A 23,696-nucleotide genomic window follows, 5' to 3' on the forward strand; every position below is an offset into this window, starting at 1 on the left:
ATGTCAAGGAAACGTCACAAGTTGTCGCGATTACTTGTGTAAATAATGGAAATATACTTACTTTAGTTAAGAGATAGTAATATTTTTGTTAATAAGTGCTTTAGACAAACATAACTTCTCACTCAAAATACAAACAATTATTTTATCACTATGGGAATATAATCATCGCAACCTGAAATATATCCGTTTCCGCGGGAGTCTCGCTTATTTTAGGTGCTAAATTATTAATTCTAATCAAAAAAACGAACTATAATCAACTTTAACTAATTATAGCTCGTTTTGATTGTTTCTTATTTACTTTTATCCCAGACTTTTTAATTATTGACTAGACATCTAAACTTTCCTGACCGGCTTCTTCTACTTCTTCCTTTGGCTGATCATCAAGATTATAATGACTGCGAATAGCCTCATGAATTTCCGTCATCACATTCGTATTTTCTTTTAGGAACTGCTTCGCATTCTCTCGACCTTGACCAAGTCTTTCTTCATTATAAGAATACCAAGCACCGCTCTTAAGGACAATATCCAAATCTGATCCAATATCCAATATTTCTCCTTCTTTGGATATACCTTCTCCATACATAATATCTACTTCGGCTTGTTTAAATGGCGGTGCTACTTTATTTTTCACTACCTTAATTCTTGCCTTATTTCCTACCATATCATTGCCTTGTTTTAATGACTCTGCACGACGTACTTCTAATCTAACAGAGGAGTAGAATTTAAGTGCTCTTCCACCAGGTGTTGTTTCAGGATTACCAAACATGACGCCGACCTTTTCACGGATTTGGTTAATAAAAATGGCTGTTGTTTTTGATTTATTAATTGCACCAGAAAGCTTCCTTAAAGCCTGTGACATTAAACGAGCCTGAAGACCAACATGAGAGTCTCCCATTTCACCTTCTATTTCGGCTTTAGGAACTAACGCTGCAACAGAATCGACTACAATAATATCAACGGCACCACTACGAACTAACGCTTCGGCGATTTCTAATGCTTGCTCTCCTGTATCAGGCTGTGAAAGGAGTAATTCTTCAATATTCACTCCTAAAGCACGGGCATAAGTAGGGTCTAATGCGTGTTCTGCATCGATAAACGCAGCTTGTCCACCTTGACGCTGTGCTTCGGCAATAGCATGCAAAGCTACAGTTGTTTTACCAGAGGATTCTGGACCATAAATTTCAACTACTCTCCCTCTCGGATAACCTCCAATACCTAAGGCAACATCTAATGCTAGTGAACCACTCGGTATGGTAGCAATTTTTTGTTCAGCTTGTTCTCCAAGTTTCATAATGGAACCTTTACCGAATTGTTTCTCTATTTGTCTTAACGCCATATCTAAAGCTTGTTTTCTATCACTCAAAGCGTCGTCCTCCTTTAATAATCTACTTACATCATACATGGTTTTCGACCTTTTGCCAAGCAAAAAACGAATAAATGTTCCCTTTTTTAGAGGGGAATAACAAAAGGAAAAAGAATTATAGAATAGATTTCCGCGTAACTATGTAATTATCCATTCAATTATTCTGCTAACTTTATCATTTTAAATGATTGTACAAAAGCTCTAAACCTTTCTGAACAGTTCTTCTTCTTATCGTATCTCGATCTCCTTGAAATTGACATTTCTCTCTTATCGTATGTCCAGCTTGATCATATATAGCAATATATACTGTACCAACAGACTTTCCTTCTGTTTCTGAAGGTCCAGCAACTCCAGTAAACCCAATACCGATGGATGCATTGAGTTTCGTTGCTGCGTTTTTTGCCATTGCTAAAGCACATTCCTTACTAATAGCACCATATTCCTCAATCACCTGAGGTGGTACGCCTAAAACATTTTGTTTTACCTCGTTATTATATGAAACAATGCCTCCACGAAACACGTCAGAAACACCAGGAACAGATGAAAGCTTTCCGGAGAATAGTCCTCCTGTTAGACTTTCAGCAGTTGCTAGTTGTTTGCTATCTTTCCTTAGCAGTTCTACAATTTCCCCTTCTAGCGTGGCTTGATTGACTCCATAAAAATAGTGACCTACTAAATTTAAAATTTTTGATTTGGTTTTATCTAGTAATTCATCTACTTGTTGCTCTGATTCTCCATTAGCTGTTAACCGAATCACGATCCCATCATCCTGGGCTAACGGTGCAATAGTCGGATTTGTCTGGGCTTGAATCATGTCCCGCAGTTCATGTTCTAGCTTGGACTCACCTATTCCTATAAATTTTAATACGACAGATTTTATGATTTCATGCTGACTAACCATTTGCTGAATCGTTGGGAATACATGCTCGATAGCAAGTGATTTCATTTCCCTGGGAACACCAGGTAAAAATATCCATTTCCGACCTTCAAATGTTACCATCATCCCTGGAGCCATCCCTACACTGTTTTTCCAAACATCTGCTGTTTCAAAAACACGAGCCTGCTTTCGATTATTCGGGGTCATCTCAACGTCTTGCTTATGAAAATATGCTTGTATTTTATCCATGGAAGGCTTGTGTTCCACCATCGATAAATTCGATAATGCTTGAAAAGCCTCTCTTGTTAAGTCATCTTCTGTTGGCCCTAACCCACCAGTTACTAAAATAATATCGGATCGCAGATGTGCTTGTCTAAATGCCTCTTCGACGCGGCGTAGGTTATCACCGACGACAACATGGTTATATATGTTAACTCCATACTGAGCAAGTTGCTGCGATAGCCATTGCGCATTCGTATTTGCAATCTGACCGAGCAGTAATTCTGTTCCTACAGCAATAATCTCAGCTTTCACTTTTTTGGTCATTTTGAATCCCTCATTACATGCCAGTTTTTCATGAAATAATCAACCCCAGATAAAATAGTAAAGAACAGGCTAATATACAGCATCCATTGTCCAAATGGAAATCCTATATAGGCAAACGGAAAATTATGCAGTAGTAATACTGCTATAGCAATCATCTGCGTTGCCGTTTTCAATTTACCCATACTCCCAGCTGCTAAAACAATTCCTTCACCAGCAGCAACAAGTCTAAGACCTGTGACTGCAAATTCTCTACTGATAATAATGATAACTACCCATGCTGGAGCTACCCCCATTTCTACCAGTATGATTAATGCTGCTGAAACAAGTAACTTATCTGCAAGCGGATCTAAAAATTTACCTAAATTTGTTACCAAATTGTATTTTCTTGCATAGTGGCCGTCAATCCAATCAGTAGCGGCGGCGACAATAAATAATAATCCAGCAACAAAATGAGTCAGAGGTAATTGAGCTTCACCAATGTCCCACGATCCCCAATCAAATGGCACACTCATTAAAATAATAAAAACTGGTATTAAAAGTATTCGAGATAACGTTATTTTATTTGGTACATTCATTTATACATCCTCCTCGTGTAAGCATCTATAAATTAAAACCCTTCCCAACAAGTTGAAAGGAAGGGCTTATCAGTTATTCAGCTTCTTGATTTAATTCTATCCATATATTTTGTCTTACGGTTTGTGGGTCAACTGGATATTCCATTTCCACTCCATTAATCGTAATCGTAAGTACAGATGCATTACCGATTTTGAAGAACACACGATCTTTCCCTGTAAGCTTCAGTTCTAAAGGTGATTTTTCCTCATTAAACATATCCTCTTCAAAGAACGTCTCCCCATCTTCCGATTTAACACCAAGCCATGTATCCCCTTCAGCTTCAAGAGTTGCCTCCACTTCCTCACCAGAATAATTGAAGGCAACAATCGATTCCGGAGTACTTCCTTCACCTTTCTCTATGACAGAGAAAGCTGCTTCTGGTTCATCATTTTTATCGTTCTGAGCTTCATCACTTTCATCAGTTTTATTTTCTTCATCACTCTTTGTATCTTCTTCTGCTGGTTGTTTTGAACGTTTATCATCATTAATCACAACACTATCGTCTTCTTTCACTTCTTCATTATTAGCATTTCCCGACATATTTTGATTAATAAAGATCAAGGCAACTACGATAATACCAATAATTAGTAACACGACGATGATCGTAGGGAAGATCGAAAAGCTTGAAGGAGTCTTTTCGGCATTCGTCTCCTTACGAGTCCGTTGAATCCTACTTAGCTGCTCTCCATCAGGTTCTTCCGTTTTCGGTACTTCTTCTTTAAATTCTTCCATCAATTCATCCGGATCAAGTCCTACTGCATTTGCATATTCCTTAATAAATGCTCTTGCATAGAATTTTCCTGGTAGAATATGTAAATTACCTTCTTCTATGGCAAGTAAATACCTTTTTTGAATCTTTGTTGTTTCCTGCAAACTTTCTAATGAGAGGTTCTTTGCCTCCCTTGCTTCCTTTAGCCTTGCTCCAATTTCCATTTCAAACACCATCCATTTTAAAAATCGAACGTAGAGAATCCATCTTCTTGACTAAATTGTTGTCTTTCAATAGGTTCATACGTAATTTCTTCATTCTGATAACTTCTTAGTTCAATAATGTAATCAAAGTCATCCATTTTATACTCTGTTGATTGTACAAATATATCCGGATGTTCAACTACCTTTATAGCAGGTAGCTGCATAACCTCTCGAATTAGCTGCCAGTGCTTTTCATTAGCACGTCTTGTCGAAACCATTCCATCAATGATATAAATGTTATCTGAGTTGTATTCTCCCTCGATTAATTGACTACGAACTGTCTGCTTCAATAACGTACTGGATACAAACAGCCATCGCTTATTTGCACAAACACTAGCTGCTACAACTGACTCCGTCTTGCCAACTCTTGGCATTCCGCGAATCCCAATTAATTTATGACCTTCTTTTTTATATAACTCCGCCATAAAATCAACCAATAGCCCTAGGTCATCACGGACAAATCGAATGGTCTTACGATCGTCAACATCTCTATGTATATATCTTCCATGTCGCACTGCCATTTTATCTCTGAGTTTAGGCTTTCGAAGTTTAGTAACGTTGATCATGTCCATTGTTTCTAAAATTGATTTTAGGCGTGTTATATTTTCATCAAATTGCGACAATAATAGCATACCTCTACGTGCATTTTCCACACCATTAATTGTAATAATATTTATGGATAACATACCTAATAACGACGAAATATCACCAAGTAAACCAGGTCGGTTAATTTGAATTTCATATTCAAGATACCATTCTGTCTTCTCCATAAAAAGCTCCTTTAAGTGACAACTTTTTTACAGACCTTCTTCAATTTAATTTTAACGATATAACTATATAATAAAGGATTTTACTCCAAGTGAAAAGAGATTATCATAAGAAATAAAAAAAAGAAGCTGTTTATTTAATAATAAACAACTTCGTAAATGAATACAAAATAGTCCCTATTTTGTATTGCCTTGATTTTGCACAAATTTCACCATTGTATTTGCAATAGCTTGTTGCTCATCCTGTGAAGCGGCATTCCATAAATCACGTAAAATTGCCTCTTCATTATTCTTTGCGTCGACATTTTGTGCAAGATAGTCGCCGACCTCTTGTGCCATATTTTGTATCGTTTGTTCACTCATCCCTTGCTCTTGTGCTTGATTAAGCTTATTTGCAAGGAAACTTTTCCACGAATCAAAGTTATCAAGAACTGACATACTTTCTCCTCCTTCAATATTTTTACATGCATAGTATTTGAATTATTTCCTTGTTTATACATGCATGAAGGAACAAAAGTGAACATATCAAAACTGTTGGCTAGATTACCAGCCACCGGTAACATTGATTATTTCTCCTTGAATATAGCTACTATTCCCGGAAAGTAAAAAACTAGTCATATGTGCAATTTCTTCTGGCTTCCCAGCTCGATTTAGCGGAATATCAGCTATAATTTCTGCTTTCTCTTCATCTAAAAGATGTTGGTTCATTTTGGTTTCGATATAGCCCGGACTAATTGCATTTACCGAAACGCCCGACGGTCCCACTTCTTTAGCTAAGGCCTTTACAAAGCTATTTTGTGCACCTTTTACAGATGAATAAATGACTTCATTACTGGCACCTTGTTCACCCCAAATAGATGTAATAAAAATAACTTGCCCGCCTGTATGAATCATGGACGGTAATAATTCTTTTACGATCATCCAAGGCGATTTTATGTGAAGCTGGAGCATCTCATCCATTACATCTTCGGGTGTATCTTGAAACAAACCAAAGTGTGCTTTGCCACTTGCAAAAACAACTGCATCAATAGGGAAAACGAGCTGCTTAACAAAGGCCTTGCAAGCAGTTGCATTACTTAAATCTGCTTGTAGCATAGAAAGAATTTTTTCCGGTTCGATACTTTTACGGAAAGCTTCAAGTGCCTGTTTGTTATGATTGTAATGAAGAATAAGCTGATAATTTTGCTCTGCCAATTGTTTAGCAATTGCCACACCAATATCGCCACTCGCACCAACGATTAAAACATTCTTCCCCATTGTATTTACTCCGCAGCGATTGTACAAACAGATAAACGCTCTTCACTAATCCAGTTCTGCATAAATTGCTGAGCATCTTCGAATGTTAAAGCTCTCACTGTTGATAATATGGAGAAAAAGTCCAAATCCAAAATATGGTAATGTGTATATAAATTAGCCATTGTCTCTAAGTTATTCATACTCCGGAGCAACTTTCCAATTTTTTTTCTTTTTATCCGTTCGAATGTTTCGCTAGTAAGCTTTGCGTTCGTTATCCGAAGTAACATTTCTTTTAATGTATCAGCAAATTCAGTAGGCCGCTCACTATTACTACCTATTAAAGTATAACCAAAGTTGCGATCTAAATTCGTCTCAAAAAAGAAGCTATCATCAATTAACTGCTCTTCATATAATAGCTGATAAAATTCGCCACCCTTAGAAAAATAATGGTCCAATATCATGCCTTGTAGCAGATCCTTTTTCAGAAATGCTTCATTTGAAATGTCTAGGTTTGCTTCTTTGATACCAACTGTACATTTAGTAATGGAAACAGGCATTGTTATTTTTTTCTCTTTTGTCGCAACTTCTTGAGGTTCTACTGGGAAATTCCTACGTAACTCTTTCACTTCCTTAAAATCTTTGCGGTTTTGATTTCGTTCAACTAGCTGCATCATTTGATTGGGATCAAAATTTCCAGTAATAAACAACGTCATATTCTCCGGATGATAAAACGTGTTATAGCATGTATATAGATCATCTTTTGTAATCTTATTAATCGATTCCACCGTACCTGCAATATCCACGTTAACTGGATGGTGCTTAAACATTGCTTTTATTGTACCCATAAAAGATTGCCAATCGGGCTGGTCATCATACATGTTTATTTCTTGTGCAATAATTCCCTTTTCCTTTTCCACTGATTGTTCTGTAAAATATGGATCTTGAACAAAGTCGATCAATGTTTCTACATTCTTCTCAATTTGATCGGTGGCTGTAAATAAATAGGCAGTTTTCGTAAACGATGTATAAGCATTGGCGGATGCACCTTGTTTGGAGAAGTCAGCAAATACATCACCCTTCTCACTTTCGAATAGTTTATGTTCTAAAAAGTGGGCAACTCCTTCTGGAACAGTTACGAGTTCGTCCTTACCGATAGGAACAAATTCTAAATCAATCGAACCATAATTTGTCGTAAATAATCCATGAGTCTTTGCCATTTCTGTTTTCGGCAACAAGATAACATCCAAGCCATTTTCCAATTTTTTTGTGTAAATCGTTTCACCGATCTCTTCATACGTATGCTTATTCATTAGAATCTCCTTTCTCTGCTGTTAATAAATAGAGAGTATCTTCTTCAAGCTTGTTCGCAACAGCAACGACTTCCTCTTTCGTTACGCGCTTAATCTGTTCAATAAACGCTAGAGGTTCAACTTTTTTATTAGATAAAACTTGCTGATACAAAAATTCTATGGTTCCTTGAGGGTGATCTAATGTTTCTAGTAACTGATTGGATATTAACGCTTTTGTTTCATCTAATTCATTTTCTGTAAAGTCACCCTGCTTCATTGCAGTCATCTGCTCTCTTATGATATCTCTTGCTTTTTCAAAATCATCTGGTGCAATACCACTAAATACGAGTAATAGACCTTTATGACTTTCCATTCTAGATGCAGCATAGTAAGCTAAACTATTTTTTTCTCTGACATTTATAAATAATTTAGAGCTAGGAAAACCTCCGAATAAGCCATTAAATACATGTAATGCATAATAGGCATCATCTTGAAATGTAATATTTGTTCGATAACCGATATGCAGTTTAGCCTGTTGAATTTTATCTGTTTCAATAACTTCTCTAGGCTTGGTTTTCTCAACAGAAGCCGGCTTCGGGTTTTTGGTAATTTGCATTCTTTCTGCTTCAAGATCGTCTCGATGAAATACAGCGGATAATTTTCTCTCCATAACCGCTTCGTCCAAATCACCTTGTATATAGAGATCAATACTATCTTCCTTAAGCATCTGTTGATAGTAAGTAAATAAATTCTGTTCATTAAGTTTATTAAGATCTTCCTCGTAACCTTGTACATGTAATTGATATGGTTCGCCATTACACATTTCATCAATTAACCGCATATTAGCATAACTCATTTTGTCATCTTTTAATGCATTGATTTTTTGTCTTAATGTTTCTTTTTCTCTGTTAAAAATGGCTTGTTCAAATTGTTGATTTGTTACATTCGGATCAAATAATATTTCGTGCAATAAATTAATTCCTTCATCAAGAATCGTCGTTGTATCCTCGAGAAATTTCTGATTCGCTATTTCAAGACGTAGACTAATAATATGATTTTCTCCTTTTTTAGCACCATCGATGGAAATAGAAGCACCATAGAGATCATCTAATTTCATTTGTAGCTTTTGCTTAGAAGGGTACTTTTTGGTTCCTTGCTTTAAAATGTAAGGAATTAAAGCTCTTTTTGTTATCGTGTCCCTGCTTAAAGGAGCTTTTAATTTCAATACCAATGTAATTGTCTTATATTTTTTATTTGGAATAAAATGAAGATGTAGTCCGTTTACATCTTTCGTTGTTTCTAAAATTTCGCGCATAAACATCCTCCTGAATTTCTCTAAGATTTATCAACTTTATTCTTCACATATTTTCCATTTGTCATCCATTATAAAACAAAAAAAACCGGGTTGCGACTATAAGACGCAATCCGATTGAAATAGTTATCTATCTGCTACCTTTTATATATGGATCTCCGTTTGCTCTTGGAGCTTCAGCTCTACCAATAAACCCTGCTAAAGCGAGAATCGTTAATACATATGGTGCAATTAACAGGAATACCTGTGGTACATCAGCCAAGAAAGGAATACCTGCACCAATTACACTGAGACTCTGGGCAAAACCGAAGAATAATGCCGCACCCATCGCACCAAGTGGATGCCATTTCCCAAAAATAACTGCTGCCAAAGCCATAAACCCTTGCCCAACAATTGTAGCATGCGAGAAATTAAGCGCGATAGTTAATGCAAAAACAGCTCCACCTAATCCACCCATGGCCCCAGATATAATTACTGCTACATAACGTAATTTATATACATTAATCCCATTTGTATCTGCAGCCATCGGATGTTCTCCGACTGCGCGAAGTCGTAAACCAAATGGTGTTTTATATAGAATGTACCATGCAATAAGCGCTAATACGATAGCTACATATGAAGTAATATAAATCCCTTGAAAGAAAATTGGACCGATGATAGGTATATCCGCTAATAATGGAACATCTGTCGTATAGAATGGCTGACTAACCATATCTGTTTGCCCTTTATCATACCACTGCTTCGTTAAGAAAACACCTAACCCTAACGCTAAAAAATTAATTGCAACCCCACTAACAACTTGGTCAGCGCGAAATGATACGGAAGCAACTGCATGAATAACCGAAAATAATGCAGAAATCACCATTGCGACGACGATAGATAACCATGGTGTCCATGCACCGAAGACATCAGCGAAGGTTAAGTTGAAGACAATTCCAACAAAAGCTCCCATTACCATAAGCCCTTCCAAACCAATATTAACAACGCCGGATCGCTCACTAAACACTCCGCCCAATGCCGTAAATATTAAAGGCGCTGAATAAAATAATGCAGTTGGGATGATCGATTGTAATAATTCAATAAACCCCATTTATTTGCCCTCCTTTTTGAAGCGAAGTATAATCCAACGAATAATATAGCTAGATGCAACAAAGAAAATGATTAATGCAATAATAATATCAACAAGTTCATTTGGAACGCCCGCCTGTGTCGGCATATTTAGCGCCCCTACCTTTAATGCACCAAATAAAAATGCTGCAAGAACTACTCCAATTGCACTATTAGCTCCCAACAACGCAACTGCTATGCCATCAAAACCAATATTCGAAAATCCAGAGCTAACGGTCATATTCCCATAGGTTCCTAGTCCTTCCATAGAACCAGCTAGTCCTGCAAAGGCTCCAGAAATAACCATTGCCAAAACGATGTTGCGTTTAACGCTCATTCCGGCATATTTCGATGCATGTTGATTATAACCTACCGATTTAAGCTCATAACCAATATTCGTTCGCTCAATGATAAACCACATGATCATTGCAGCAAATAGAGCAATTAAAATCCCATAATGCATCCTTGAAAAATACGTTAATCCTTCTAACCATTCAGAAGCTAAAGATGCACTTGGTGCGATCATCTCTGTTTTATCAGCATTATTAGTTAGTACGTTACGGATAATTGCATTTGCACTATAAAGGGCAATATAATTCATCATGATGGTAACAATTACTTCATGAACACCAAGCCTCGCCTTTAATACCCCAGGAATAAACCCCCAAATAGCTCCAGCTAATGCAGCGACGATAAGCGCTAATGGTATATGAATGATCATAGGTGCCTCTACCGTTGTACCTATCCACACAGCAGCTAGCCATCCAACAATAACCTGGCCCTCTGCTCCTATATTGAATAACCCCGTCCTAAAAGCAAATGCGATAGCGAGTCCAGTTAATATATAAGGAGTTGTCTGTCGAATTGTTTCACCAAAGAAATAAGGGTCTCCAAATGCTCCATTAAACAGGGCGACATAACCTTGAATCGGATTATACCCGAATCCAAGCATAATGATTGCTCCTGCAAGTATACCAATAAAAACAGAAATAATAGGAACTAGAATATTGAACCACTTGTTCGAATTCATTGATTATCACCTGCCTTTTCTTGGTTACTGCCAGCCATTAATAACCCTAATTCCTGTTCATTCGTATTTTCTGGTGACACATTTGCTACAATTTTCCCATCAAAAATGACGGCGATTCGATCACTGACATCTAATATCTCATCTAATTCGAAAGATACGAGTAAGATTGCCTTTCCTTTATCACGTTCTTCAATCAGTTTGCGATGAATAAACTCTATCGCTCCTACATCAAGTCCTCTAGTTGGCTGTGCAGCAATTAACAAAGCTGGAGAACGGTCAACTTCCCTTGCAATAATCGCCTTTTGCTGATTTCCACCAGACAGCGCCCTTGCTTTTGTATAAGCACTAGGAGTTCGAACATCATATTCGGAAATTAGACTTTCTGCCTTTTGATAGATTTCTTTATAATTAAGAATCTTATATTTAGAATAGGGGTTTTTGTAATAAGTCTGTAACACAATATTTTCGCCAATAGGAAAATCCAATACTAGCCCAAACTTGTGTCGGTCCTGAGGTATATGACCAACTCCACTTTCTGTTACTTTACGTGGGGATAAATTAGAAATTTCCTTTTCATTTAACCGAATACTTCCAGCGTTTGTTTTTTTTAATCCAGTGATTGCTTCAATCAATTCTGACTGTCCATTGCCATCTACCCCTGCTATCCCTACAATTTCTCCGGCACGTACGTCTAGATTCAAGCCCTTAACCATGTTTACCTTTCTTGAATCTTTTACGAATAAATCTTTAATTTCTAAGACTGTATTAGTAGGTTCAGCGGTTTTCTTTTCCGTTTTAAAAGAGACATCTCTTCCAACCATAAGCGCGGCCAATTCGGTTACATTTGTTTCCGCTACATTTACAGTACCAATTCCTTTTCCTTTACGAATAACTGTACAACGGTCACAAATTTGCATAATCTCTTTTAGTTTATGTGTTATTAGAATGATAGATTTGCCTTCTGCTATTAATGCTTTCATTATCTCCATCAACTCTTTAATTTCTTGAGGAGTAAGTACAGCAGTTGGTTCATCAAAGATTAAAACATCAGCACCACGATATAGTGTCTTTAAGATTTCTACCCGTTGCTGCATACCTACCGAAATATCGCTTATCTTTGCTGTAGCATCAACCTGTAAGCCATAACGATCAGATAACTCCTGAACTTCTCGTTCTGCTTTTTTTATATTAATCTTACCGTGCTTCGTAGGCTCACTACCGAGAATAATATTTTGCGTTACCGTAAACGGTTCTACTAGCATAAAATGTTGATGAACCATACCGATACCTAATTGATTGGCAACATTTGGATCTGCAATATTTACCTTTTTTCCTTTGACACGTATTTCACCTAGCTCAGGCTGATACAATCCGAACAGTACATTCATTAACGTTGACTTTCCAGCACCATTTTCTCCTAGCAGAGCATGTATTTCTCCCTTTTTAAGTTGAACAGTAATGTCATCATTAGCCACTATCCCCGGGAATTCTTTCCGAATATTCAGCATTTCTATTACATAATCCATGGGACTTCACTCCTTTAATATTCAAGTAATCATTACATGCTATCAGAAAAACTAGCAACGGAAGAGGGCTGGAATTTCGCTTCCGTTGCTAACCTTTCTTCCAGCTTACATTACATGCAAAGAGGCTGTTCAACCAGCCTCTTCATTATTGTTCTATAAAGATTCCTCGAATGTCTTCAGTTCATCTCTTGTTTGTGGAACATCTACATCGCCCTTAATAATTTTTTCTTTCCAGTCGTCCACAGCTGAAACGATTTCGTCTGTTATTGCATCTTCATTTGTTTTAGCTAAGAATACGCCATCATCAGATAACCCAAATTCAAGAATTTTTCCACCTGGGAAATCTCCTTCTAGTCCCATGTTACTTACTTTTTGTACGGATAAATCTACACGCTTGACCATTGATGTAAATGTTACATTATGATCGCCAATTTTCCCCTCTTCGTGTTGATCGCGATCCACACCAATAACCCAAATATCACGTTCTGGATCATTTTGTTTAATATCTTTAGCTTGAGCAAATACACCATTTCCTGCAGCACCAGCAGCATGATAAATAATGTCGGCATCATCATTATACATACGCGTAGCAATCAGCTTTCCGTCTGCAGCAGAACTGAAATTCCCTACGTATTGAATGTCAATTTCGATTGCTGGATTTACTGATTTAGCACCAGCTACAAATCCAGCTTCAAATTTATTAATTAAATCAGAATCAACGCCACCAATAAATCCTAATTTATTTGTTTTTGTTTTCATAGCTGCTGCAACGCCAGCCAAGAATGATCCCTCGTGTTCGGCAAAGGTTAAACTAGCAACATTGGGTGCTTCAACAACTGTGTCAACGATCGCATAATTCGTTTCAGGATTTTGTTTTGCCACTTTAGTTATCGAATCTTGAAGCAAAAAGCCAACTCCAAAGATTAAATCATAGCCTTCTTTTGTCATTCTTGTTAAGTTTGGAAGATAATCAGATTCATCTGAGGATTGCGCATAGTCGAACCCATTTCCTTTTGAAAGTCCATGCTCCTCTCCCCAAGCCTTTAACCCTTCCCATGAAGATTGGTTAAAGGATTTATCATCTACTCCACCCTCATCGGTAACAATAGCTGCTGAATAATCCGTTGACTCGCCTTTTTCACTTCCCTTGTCTGCTTCCTTATCATTTGAAGTTCCACAAGCTGCTAACACCATACTAAAACTAGCAATAACAGCAAAGAATAATAAAAACTTACGCTTCTTCATTGATTAAACCCCCTATTATTTTTATAAACATCATAAGTACTTCCTACTTCAATAACTACGCTATAACCACCCCCTCGATATAATTCACAAAAGCGGGAAAATTCAGCATAAAAAATGAAAGCCGTTTCACAAATGGATACGCTTCATTTTTTATCATGTACTACTTTCATACATTCATTCAACTACATTTTACAAACGCTTTCTTAACACGTGAAAGCTGAACATATCAGATCGAAAATAGTTTGCTGAATATAATACTGCCTCATCCTCTTCTGTATAGTGCATTTGTTTTAGGAGTAATAAGGTTTGTTCTGGATGACAGTCTAAAATGTTATAAATTCGATCATGATATCCAATCGGTTCAATATAAGTCACTGCATAAGCTACTCGTTTATTCGCGTATTCCTCCATAAGTTTAAAGATGGAATCTTCTTTATGTACACGATTAAGTGGTATTAAATCTTCTGGAATCTTATCGATACAGAAAACGACAGGTTTACAATCCGCTGTTCGAACCCGTTCAATCTTCGCTAAACGCTTTACTGATTTCGGAGCAAATCTACTCTTTTCATCGTCTGTAGCATCTTGCACATCTGTAGATAAGTATTGCGAACCCGCAATCTTTCCAGATTTCTCGATCATTGATGTCACACTTGTTAATTGTTCGATACCTGATGAAAAAATAGGTTTAGGGTTAACAAATGTACCTACACCATGTCTTCGCGTTACGATATTATCTTCTTCAAGGATGCGCAATGCTTCTCTAAGTGTCGCACGAGAAACACCAAGAAGCTTAGATAATTGAAATTCCGAAGGTAGCTTCTCCTTTTCCTTATATTTCCCCTTTTCAATATCTCGTTTAATTTCATCAATTACTTGTAAATACAAATGTCTTGCATCGGTTTTAATCGACAAGCTATATCCCCCCATCCAATATTTACAAACATCAAGAAATCCGACATCTGACGTATGACTCGTTTGTTCGTCATAAATCATACCATTAATCTTAAGATAAATAAATAGCTATAGGACATATTTCTTAAAAATAATCTTCCTATTTCGACATTAATAGACATTTTTCCACTGATTGTTTTGCTCATTACAAAAAACCGTATAAAGCTGTTTGCACAGACTTTATACGGTTCAATAAAACCTATGAAGATTGCTCCTCTGCTGATTGACTGATTAATACAGTTCGCGGTTTACTCCCTTCATAAGGCCCAACAATTCCACGTTGCTCCATAGCATCAATCAATCTTGCCGCTCTTGTATAGCCAATTCTAAATCTTCGCTGTAGCATCGAAACACTTGCGCTTTGCATTTCCGTTATGAGTTGAACGGCATCATCATATAGTTCATCGTCCACTTCATCTACAACTTCATTCGTTTCTTCTGGAATCATTTCCTCTTGGTATGAAGCCTTTTGCTGATCAATACAATGATCAACAATTCGTTCTACTTCTTCATCAGATAAAAATGCACCTTGTACACGTGTCGGCTTTGATGCTCCTACTGGTAAGAACAACATATCCCCTCTGCCAAGTAGCTTTTCTGCTCCCCCTGAATCCAGAATTGTTCTTGAATCAGTTGTAGAAGAAACACTAAAGGCAATACGAGAAGGGATATTCGCTTTGATAACACCTGTTATAACATCAACAGAAGGTCTTTGTGTGGCAATAATTAAATGAATACCTGCTGCTCTAGCCATTTGCGCTAAGCGCGTAATGGAATCTTCCACATCATTTGAAGCAACCATCATTAAATCGGCTAATTCATCTACTAAAACTACTATATAAGGAAGGTTCGGCTGTGTTTCATCAGCATGTAGATTATGCTTCCTTATGTATTCATTATATCCTTCAATATTTCTAGTTCCTGTATCAGAGAATAGTTCATAGCGTCGTTCCATTTCGGATACAACCTTTTTCAATGCTCTAGAAGCCTTTTTCGGATCAGTCACAACTGGAGCTAGCAAATGTGGGATGCCATTATACACATTTAATTCCACTTTCTTCGGGTCAATCATCATCATTTTCACTTCATGTGGTTTGGTTCGCATCAAGATCGTAGTAATGATTCCGTTCACGCAGACACTTTTACCACTTCCTGTTGCACCTGCTATTAGTAAATGTGGCATCTTATTTAACTCTGAAACTACGGCGTCTCCAGATATATCTCTACCTAAAGCAAAAAGCAGTTTAGAAGCTTGTTTATTAACCATACTATCTAGTACCTCTCGTAAAGATACCATGGCTACTTCCTGATTGGGTACTTCAATACCTACGGCGGATTTACCTGGAATTGGTGCTTCGATTCGAATATCCTTTGCAGCCAATGCCAGGGCCAGATCATCATGCAAACTAACAATCTTACTTACTTTCACGCCTGCTTCTGGATATACTTCATATTTCGTTACTGCTGGTCCAACATGAACCTTTGTTACCCTAGCCTTCACCCCAAAACTATTAAACGTACGCTCTAATTTTCGAACAGTAGCTTGAATCTGTGACTTTTCCTGTTGTTGGGAATTATGTGCTGGCTCTGCTAATAGTTGCATGGAAGGTAATACATATTCATAGTTTTCCGTTTCAGTCATTGGCATATTTTCAAGTGTATCCTCTTCCCCGTTGTCTGCTTCTGGCTGTACAGTTTTTTTGCCTTGATCAGCTTGCGGAGTATGAGGGGTATATGCAACATCTGTAAAGTCTTGAATGACTGGCTCTTCCTCCGTATGATATACCACCTCATCAACTTCAGGTTCATCAGCATCTGTATCAACTGGATGGTTCACTTCTGGAAGTTGCTTATTTGCACGCTTTTCCTTCCAAGCGGCTTTATATCTAGCAAAAGAACCGCCAACTTTCTTCCAAAGCTTTGAAAAGATATCACCTATTGACAATTCCGTCATAAATATGATCCCAATAACAATGGAAAAAACAGCAACGATTTTAGCACCTGCTAAGGAGAATAAATAGTACGTGAAGGTGAGTAATAGAGCACCTGCCATTCCACCACCCAAATAGCCAGATGACAATTGATTTTCAAGATATGCAGCGTAATTTTCCCATGTTGTACCAATAATAGAAAGCTGACTATCTGAAGCTATTACCTGATCGAACATCTGAATGTGTGTGAGTAACAATATGCCGCAAAAAACAATATAAAACCCTACAAGTTTTTTGTTTGCAAAATCCGGAAATCTTCGCTTTGCTACTAAAATCATTCCTGTAATTAACAACAATACAGACGCAGCAAAGTACCATATACCTAAAAAGAAGCGAAATAAGTGCTCTAATCCTCCCGGAATAGCTCCGTCACTAATAGCACTTGCACCACTACCAAATATCCCTAAAAATATAAACAAGAGACCGAGTAACTCAAATTTGAGTTGTTTTTTAAACTTACTCTTTCGTTTTTTTCGTTTCTTTGCCATTATTTCACCCCAATCGATCTTGGCAAGTATACATGAAGAATAAACCCCTGTCGAAAAAATGACAAGGGTTTTTTCACGATGCATTTATTTCAATTATACCATAAAACACCAATTTAATAATAACAGTAACGAATCGATGCAAATTTAATGAAAAAAAGCAACGAGGAATTAATTGTCTTTGATGTTTGTATTAGGCAAGATGGTTCCAGGTGCATAGTTTTCATTTAAAAAATCTTGCGGATCTGAGGAAAGTAACTGTAAGACTTCCAAAGAACCATCTGTTTTTTGTTGACAATACATGTATCTACCTTCGAACGAGATCATATGTCTATTCGTATGCTCAGATGGGGATGGAGGAAAGATATCTTCTTTTGAAAGCGGCGTATATAAAATCATTGTATCACCTGATTTTCCGCATTCTGTCTATTCTTAATCAGCTCAGTGACTTTCTCCATCGCCTCTTTCACACCACCAACATCATCAATTAGTCCATAGTCTACTGCATCTTTCCCTACAACATTCGTACCAATATCCCTTGTTAGGTTTCCTTTAGCGAACATAAGATCTTTAAACTTCTCCTCTTTTATATTTGAGTGATGAACAACGAAATTAACAACGCGATTCTGCATTTCATCAAGGTATTCAAATGTTTGTGGTACACCAATGACAAGTCCGGTTAAGCGAACTGGATGAATCGTCATTGTTGCAGTGGGAGCAATAAATGAGTAATTAGTTGCTACAGCAATCGGTACACCAATTGAATGTCCACCCCCAAGTACAATCGAAACAGTCGGCTTCGACAAGGATGCAATCATTTCAGAGAGGGCAAGCCCTGCCTCTACATCGCCACCAACTGTATTAAGTAAAAGAATTACACCTTCTATTTTAGGATTTTGTTCTATAGCTATTAATTGCGGAAGCAAATGTTCATACTTTGTCGTCTTATTCTGCGGCGGTAATTGCACATGACCTTCTACTTGTCCAATGATTGATAGTACATGAATATTAGAATCTGGAGCTTGTGGTACATTTGATTGACCTAACTGCTGAATTTTTTGAACCAATGCAGATGGATTAGCCTCTTGATTCTGATCATCTTTCTTTTCCGGTTCTTTATTCATTTACGTACACTCCTTATTGTTATAACTTCTCTTAGTATGAACGTAAATGATTTCCTCATGCATAAGAATAAAGTGAAACTTCAATCCAAACCAACTATATCCTACTATGAAATGAGTTTTTTTTATTTACCATGCTATAAACTCTCTAGCCCCCAGCATAGCCAGGGGTTTTCTAAGCCATTAATAAAGGCTGTCGAGACTTTTCTCGACAGCCTACAGGCTTTAATTAATACGCTCTATAATATTTTTAAGGTTTCGTTCTTCTGTTTCTGAAATACTGACAAGTGGTAATCGTAATGCTCCAGAATCTATTCCTTTCATACGTAATGCTGCTTTTACAGGGGATGGCGATGGAGCTGTAAATAGTCCCTTCATAACAGGTAAAAGTTTACGATGTAGCTTTGCAGCTCCTTTCGTATCACCTTGATTGTATAAATTAACCATTTGCTGCATTTCTTGACCAATTATATGAGAAGCAACAGAAATAACCCCCGCCCCTCCGATAGAAAGTAACGGTAATGTCATACTATCATCTCCACTGTAAACACTAAACGTATCGTTAGTAGCTTCAATTATTTCTGATACTTGATCTAAATCTCCACTAGCTTCTTTTATTGAAACAATGTTGTCTATTTTACTTAACGCAATTGTTGTTTCTGCAGTTATATTTACAATAGACCGACCTGGAATATTGTAAAGCATTACAGGTAAGGATGTTTCCATAGCAATTGTTTTAAAATGTTCATATAAACCTTGTTGATTCGGTTTATTATAGTACGGTGCTACAAGCATTATAGCATCTACACCACAACGTTCAGCCTCTTTTGTTAACGCAATAGAAGCCTGCGTATTATTACTTCCAGTCCCGGCAATAACAGGTACACGATTATTAACTGTTTTTACGACATGGTTAAACAGGCTAATTTTTTCTTCGGTTGTTAAAGTTGGGGATTCTCCTGTTGTACCTGCAACTACTAAACCATCCGTGCCATTATCAAGTAAATACTCAATGAGTATTTCTGTCTGATTAAAATCAATATTCCCTTTGGCATCGAATGGCGTAACCATTGCTGTTAATACCTGACCAAAATTCATTCTTATCACCTTTTTTCTGTTGATTAAGCAGGACTGCCTGCATCGCTTAATTCAAACACATCGTGCAGCGCATTGACTGCAGTTTTTAAATCTCTGTCATGCACAAGCACCCATATGGTTGTATGACTATCAGCAGACTGTAGAATTTGCACATCTGCATCAGTTAATGCCTGCACTATTTTTGCTGCTACTCCTGGCACACCAGTCATACCTGCACCTACTGCTGATACCTTTGCACAGTTCCCCGTAATTTCCGGATGAAAACCTAATGTTTCTAATATATGAACTGCTTTGTCTGCAAAAGCATTTGGTACAGTGTAAATAACTCCAGTTGGTGATATTGTAATAAAATCTACAGAAATTCCTGCCTCAGCCATAGCCTTAAATACATCAGACTGCATTCGATAAGCTTCTTCTTTTGTTTGAACACGTATTTGTGTAATGTTGGCAATATGAGCAATACCAGTAATCAATCTATCAGCTACATCCATTCCTTCCACTCTTGAAGAAGTAACAAGTGTTCCTCCTTCTTGTGAATATGTCGACCTTACTCTCATAGGAATTTTAGCCTGCATTGCTATTTCTACAGCTCTAGGATGAATCACCTTTGCACCTTGATATGCTAAATTACAGATCTCTGAATACGTAACAACGTCTAGTGGCCTGGCTTTTTCAACTACACGTGGATCAGCAGTCATGATTCCATTTACATCAGTAAATATCTCTATTCGCTCAGCATTTAATGCAACTCCTAAAGCAGCAGCAGTCGTATCGCTTCCACCTCTTCCAATTGTAGTTATATCTCCACTAGGAGTTATTCCTTGAAAGCCTGCTACTACTACAACATCATAGGTTTTTAATTCCTGTAAAATTCGCTCAGGTTGTACTTCCTTGATTTTTGCTTGAGTAAAATCATCAGATGTTACAAAGCCCGCATGTGCACCTGTTAACGCTGTAGCAGTAATATGATGCTTCTGTAGTTCATTTGATAATACAACGGAGGAGATAATTTCCCCACATGACATAAGCATATCTAATTCGCGAGAAGAATTCTTGTTCGCTGGAAAATCAACTAAACCTAGTAGCGTATCCGTTGCATATGGATCTGGTTTTCTTCCCAATGCCGAAACAACAACGACCAGTTTATAGTCTTGCACTAATGCATCTTTTATATGTTTAATTACATGTTCCCTGTTTTCTTCAGACTGTACAGAAGTACCGCCAAATTTTTGAACGAGTATATTCATGGTAACACCTCTATCGCTGCAGCCAGTTATTTTCTATTAATGATTGTGCTATTTGTACTGTATTCCATGCAGCACCCTTCATTAGGTTGTCGGATACAACCCAAAGATGAAAACCATTCTCTTTATCCGGATCTTTTCTTACTCGACCAACAAACACCGCTTCTTTATTGGACGCACTCAATGGAGTTGGATATAGCTGTGCAGATGGATCATCTTCTAAGATAACACCTTCTGCATGCTTTAATTCATTCCATAAATCCGCTACCGTTACCCCTTCTTTATTAACCTCGATATATACACTTTCTGCATGTGATGTAAAGAAAGGCAAACGGACACAAGTAGCCGCTACTGACAATTCCGGTGCATGCATAATTTTTTTCGTTTCATTGATCATTTTCATTTCCTCAAACGTATACCCATTATCCTGAAATACATCTATTTGAGGCAGTGCATTAAAAGCAATTGGGAAGTGCTTCTTATCTCCTTTTACCGGAAGAAGACTTGCTTCCATTTCTTTATTATCCAAATAATCCTTCGATTGCTGTTCCAATTCCATATTAGCTTGATTACCTGCGCCTGAAACTGCTTGATATGTTGAAACAATAACTCTCTCTAAGCCAAAAGCATCTTTAAGTGGTTTTAGAGCTGCTACCATCTGAATAGTTGAACAGTTCGGATTAGCGATAATACCTTCATGATTCTGTAGATCAGCTTTATTTACTTCTGGTACTACCAGCGGTACATTTTCATCCATACGAAAAGCACTCGTATTATCAACAACAACAGCTCCTCGTTTTACTGCTTCTGGAGCCAATGCTTTAGAAACGGAACCTCCAGCGGAAAACAAAGCAATATCGACCCCAGAAAAACTTTCGGGAGTTGCTTCTTCTACTGTTAATTCTTTTTCTTTAAATCGTTGTTTCGATCCCGCTGATCTTTTGGAAGACAACAGCTTTAACTCATTTATTGGAAAATCCTTTTCTTCTAGTAATTGGATTATTTTTTGCCCAACTGCACCTGTTGCTCCTACGACAGCTACATCATATGCTGTTTTTTGTGGCATTTTTCCTATTGCTCCCTTCATAAAACAAGTTTAATAGACTTCTAGCTTATCATTTTATCATAGTTCAGCTGTTATGAGGAACAATAACCGGCTGAAGTTGCTTAAATTCTAATGCAGATTCTATCGTTTCGGGCAATAGGTCCATCTTAGCCACAAGCGAATTTGGTTTTTTATATGGATCATCCTGTCCATAAGGAATGAAATAGATAAATTTACTCGCCATCAAGCGCATCAAATTTACGCCATTTAAACCTAGCGCATCATTTGTTGAAACACCTAATACAACTGGTTGCTGGTTTCGCATGGTTGCTTTTGCTGCCATTAAAACTGGAGAATCCGTTAATGCGTTTGCCAGCTTACTTAAGGAATTACCAGTTAACGGTGCAATGACCATACAATCCAGAGGCATTTTCGGTCCTAATGGTTCTGCCTCTGGCATCGTAGAAATAACTTGCTTTCCTGTTATGGATTCTATTTTTCCAATATGGTCCTCCGCTTTCCCAAACTTTGTATCAGTTGTCCTTACTGTATAAGTTACGATCGGTATTACATCAGCATTTAATTCAATTAATCGTTCTATTTGAGGGAATACTTGATCATATGTGCAATGCGAACCCGTCAAGCCAAACCCTATTCTTTTACCCGATAAATCCATTTGTATAACCTCCCAGTAAATTAATACTTATTTCGTTTTTTGAACGAATTGCTTCACCACATCTGCCAAAATTTTCCCAGCAGTTTTAGGCGCTACAATTCCTGGCAAACTCCGAGCAAGTATTGCCTTGATTCCACGCTGTTCTGCATATTTAAAATCAGTACCTCCTGGCTTGGAGGCTAAGTCAATAATCACTGCATGTGAAGGTAAATGTTTAATTGCCTCTTTTTCGATTACGGGAGCAGGTATTGTGTTTATTAGTAAGTCACAGTTATGCATTTTCGTAGACAATTCTTCAAGAGGAACAGCAGATAACCCCATTTCTGTTATTCGTGCTAAGTCTTTAATTCTTGTTGCGCTTACAGAGACCTTTGCACCAAGTGATGAGAACTTATTAGCTACTGTATTGCCAACCCTTCCAAAACCTACTACCATGACTCGAGAGGAATGAATGGTAAAGTCCGTATGTTCAATTGCCATCATAATGGTGCCTTCTGCAGTAGGAATGGAATTATAAATTGCTACATCATCTCTATCTAATAATGGTACAAGTTTTATATTTGCTTGCTTTATAACATCTCTTAAATAATCGTTTGTAATTCCAGTAAATACGATTGAGGAGCTGGGAAGCTCTTTAAACCATTCTGCTGTTAGATAAATCGGTTTTTCCGAAAATACCGCTTCGACACGGCCTTCGTTATCTATGCCCGTTATAGGTAATATAACAGCATCTAATTGACCTGGGATTAATTCATGTACATCTAATTGTTTTAAACCCGTAAATCCTTGCTCTAATTTGTCAAATCCAACAAGGACAATGGTAGTATCAGTCAAGGATTGAAGCTGCCGAATTAATTCCAGATAACGGGCATCTCCACCGATAACTGCAATTGTTTGACTCATTCTTGTTGACTCCCTCCAAACGTACAATTTGTTTAGTATTCCTTTATAGCTTATGTGCCTCGAGCGTGTTAGTGATTGGGAGTTAGCAAAAAGGACAGGAAAAAAGGCTGATATCTCACCCGAGACACCAGCCTATAAAAAAGTTATTTGATTTTGTATCGTGAGTAAGAAAAACTGAGCAAAATTCGCTCAGTCCGTATCACTAAATGCTCAGATTTACGCTTCCTCTAGTAGCTATTATGGAATAATAGCTACTGCTTGACCACCACTCCGGCTGCCCACTTCCCTTTCCGT

General features: G+C 37.4%; 22 protein-coding genes. All 22 read right to left on the reverse strand.

Annotation, left to right across the window (positions count from 1 at the left end; all coding sequences use genetic code 11):
• Positions 1-325: 325 nt before the first annotated feature.
• Positions 326-1,363 (reverse strand): recombinase RecA, encoded by a 1,038-nt coding sequence (recA, locus tag RVS70_RS12415; RefSeq protein WP_121605203.1) that lies wholly within the window; start codon positions 1,361-1,363, stop codon positions 326-328.
• A 175-nt stretch (positions 1,364-1,538) separates the two neighbouring features.
• Entirely contained in the window at positions 1,539-2,786 is a 1,248-nt protein-coding gene (locus RVS70_RS12420; RefSeq protein WP_121605204.1) for a competence/damage-inducible protein A, read from the reverse strand.
• On the reverse strand, positions 2,783-3,361 hold the full coding sequence (gene pgsA / locus RVS70_RS12425) for a CDP-diacylglycerol--glycerol-3-phosphate 3-phosphatidyltransferase (RefSeq protein WP_026680962.1): 579 nt from the start codon (positions 3,359-3,361) through the stop codon (positions 2,783-2,785). The genes RVS70_RS12420 and pgsA overlap by 4 nt, the downstream gene beginning before the upstream one ends.
• A 73-nt stretch (positions 3,362-3,434) precedes the next feature.
• Entirely contained in the window at positions 3,435-4,334 is a 900-nt protein-coding gene (locus tag RVS70_RS12430) for a helix-turn-helix domain-containing protein (RefSeq protein ID WP_321133516.1), read from the reverse strand.
• A 17-nt stretch (positions 4,335-4,351) separates the two neighbouring features.
• Positions 4,352-5,143, reverse strand: coding sequence for a YmfK family protein (locus RVS70_RS12435; RefSeq protein WP_321133517.1), 792 nt, complete (start codon positions 5,141-5,143; stop codon positions 4,352-4,354).
• Positions 5,144-5,317: 174 nt separating this feature from the next.
• Entirely contained in the window at positions 5,318-5,578 is a 261-nt protein-coding gene (locus tag RVS70_RS12440; RefSeq protein WP_321133519.1) for a DUF3243 domain-containing protein, read from the reverse strand.
• Between the two features lie 105 nt (positions 5,579-5,683).
• A complete protein-coding gene (gene ymfI / locus RVS70_RS12445) occupies positions 5,684-6,397 on the reverse strand; it encodes an elongation factor P 5-aminopentanone reductase (RefSeq protein WP_121605207.1) in 714 nt (237 codons plus the stop codon).
• A gap of 5 nt (positions 6,398-6,402) precedes the next feature.
• Positions 6,403-7,686, reverse strand: a complete 1,284-nt coding sequence (yfmH, locus tag RVS70_RS12450; protein WP_321133522.1) for an EF-P 5-aminopentanol modification-associated protein YfmH — start codon at positions 7,684-7,686, stop codon at positions 6,403-6,405.
• Positions 7,679-8,980: an EF-P 5-aminopentanol modification-associated protein YfmF gene (gene yfmF / locus RVS70_RS12455; protein ID WP_321133524.1), complete on the reverse strand. Its 1,302-nt coding sequence runs from the start codon at positions 8,978-8,980 to the stop codon at positions 7,679-7,681. Before yfmF ends, yfmH begins: the two co-directional genes overlap by 8 nt.
• 127 nt (positions 8,981-9,107) lie before the next feature.
• Positions 9,108-10,067, reverse strand: a complete 960-nt coding sequence (locus RVS70_RS12460) for an ABC transporter permease (RefSeq protein ID WP_026680955.1) — start codon at positions 10,065-10,067, stop codon at positions 9,108-9,110.
• The gene (locus RVS70_RS12465) at positions 10,068-11,114 is read right to left on the reverse strand and encodes an ABC transporter permease (protein WP_121605210.1); all 1,047 of its coding nucleotides are present in this window, start codon (positions 11,112-11,114) and stop codon (positions 10,068-10,070) included.
• On the reverse strand, positions 11,111-12,640 hold the full coding sequence (locus RVS70_RS12470) for an ABC transporter ATP-binding protein (protein ID WP_026680953.1): 1,530 nt from the start codon (positions 12,638-12,640) through the stop codon (positions 11,111-11,113). Before RVS70_RS12470 ends, RVS70_RS12465 begins: the two co-directional genes overlap by 4 nt.
• A gap of 153 nt (positions 12,641-12,793) precedes the next feature.
• Entirely contained in the window at positions 12,794-13,885 is a 1,092-nt protein-coding gene (locus RVS70_RS12475) for a BMP family lipoprotein (protein WP_026680952.1), read from the reverse strand.
• Between the two features lie 189 nt (positions 13,886-14,074).
• The gene (locus tag RVS70_RS12480) at positions 14,075-14,800 is read right to left on the reverse strand and encodes a GntR family transcriptional regulator (protein ID WP_121605211.1); all 726 of its coding nucleotides are present in this window, start codon (positions 14,798-14,800) and stop codon (positions 14,075-14,077) included.
• Positions 14,801-15,038: 238 nt separating this feature from the next.
• Positions 15,039-17,318 (reverse strand): FtsK/SpoIIIE family DNA translocase, encoded by a 2,280-nt coding sequence (locus RVS70_RS12485; RefSeq protein WP_121605212.1) that lies wholly within the window; start codon positions 17,316-17,318, stop codon positions 15,039-15,041.
• A gap of 168 nt (positions 17,319-17,486) precedes the next feature.
• On the reverse strand, positions 17,487-17,714 hold the full coding sequence (locus RVS70_RS12490; RefSeq protein WP_026680949.1) for a YlzJ-like family protein: 228 nt from the start codon (positions 17,712-17,714) through the stop codon (positions 17,487-17,489).
• Positions 17,711-18,439 (reverse strand): ClpP family protease, encoded by a 729-nt coding sequence (locus tag RVS70_RS12495; RefSeq protein WP_026680948.1) that lies wholly within the window; start codon positions 18,437-18,439, stop codon positions 17,711-17,713. Before RVS70_RS12495 ends, RVS70_RS12490 begins: the two co-directional genes overlap by 4 nt.
• Positions 18,440-18,661: 222 nt before the next feature.
• Entirely contained in the window at positions 18,662-19,534 is an 873-nt protein-coding gene (dapA, locus tag RVS70_RS12500) for a 4-hydroxy-tetrahydrodipicolinate synthase (protein ID WP_026680947.1), read from the reverse strand.
• Between the two features lie 23 nt (positions 19,535-19,557).
• A complete protein-coding gene (dapG, locus tag RVS70_RS12505) occupies positions 19,558-20,781 on the reverse strand; it encodes an aspartate kinase (RefSeq protein WP_121605213.1) in 1,224 nt (407 codons plus the stop codon).
• Between the two features lie 10 nt (positions 20,782-20,791).
• Positions 20,792-21,844: an aspartate-semialdehyde dehydrogenase gene (gene asd / locus RVS70_RS12510; RefSeq protein WP_026680945.1), complete on the reverse strand. Its 1,053-nt coding sequence runs from the start codon at positions 21,842-21,844 to the stop codon at positions 20,792-20,794.
• A gap of 64 nt (positions 21,845-21,908) precedes the next feature.
• Positions 21,909-22,499 (reverse strand): dipicolinate synthase subunit B, encoded by a 591-nt coding sequence (gene dpaB, locus RVS70_RS12515; RefSeq protein ID WP_205388596.1) that lies wholly within the window; start codon positions 22,497-22,499, stop codon positions 21,909-21,911.
• A 27-nt stretch (positions 22,500-22,526) separates the two neighbouring features.
• A complete protein-coding gene (gene dpaA, locus RVS70_RS12520; protein ID WP_026680943.1) occupies positions 22,527-23,402 on the reverse strand; it encodes a dipicolinic acid synthetase subunit A in 876 nt (291 codons plus the stop codon).
• Positions 23,403-23,696 lie beyond the last annotated feature (294 nt).

The sequence above is a fragment of the Virgibacillus sp. M23 genome, assembly GCF_034190895.1.
GTDB classification, from domain to species: Bacteria; Bacillota; Bacilli; order Bacillales; family Amphibacillaceae; genus Virgibacillus; species Virgibacillus salarius.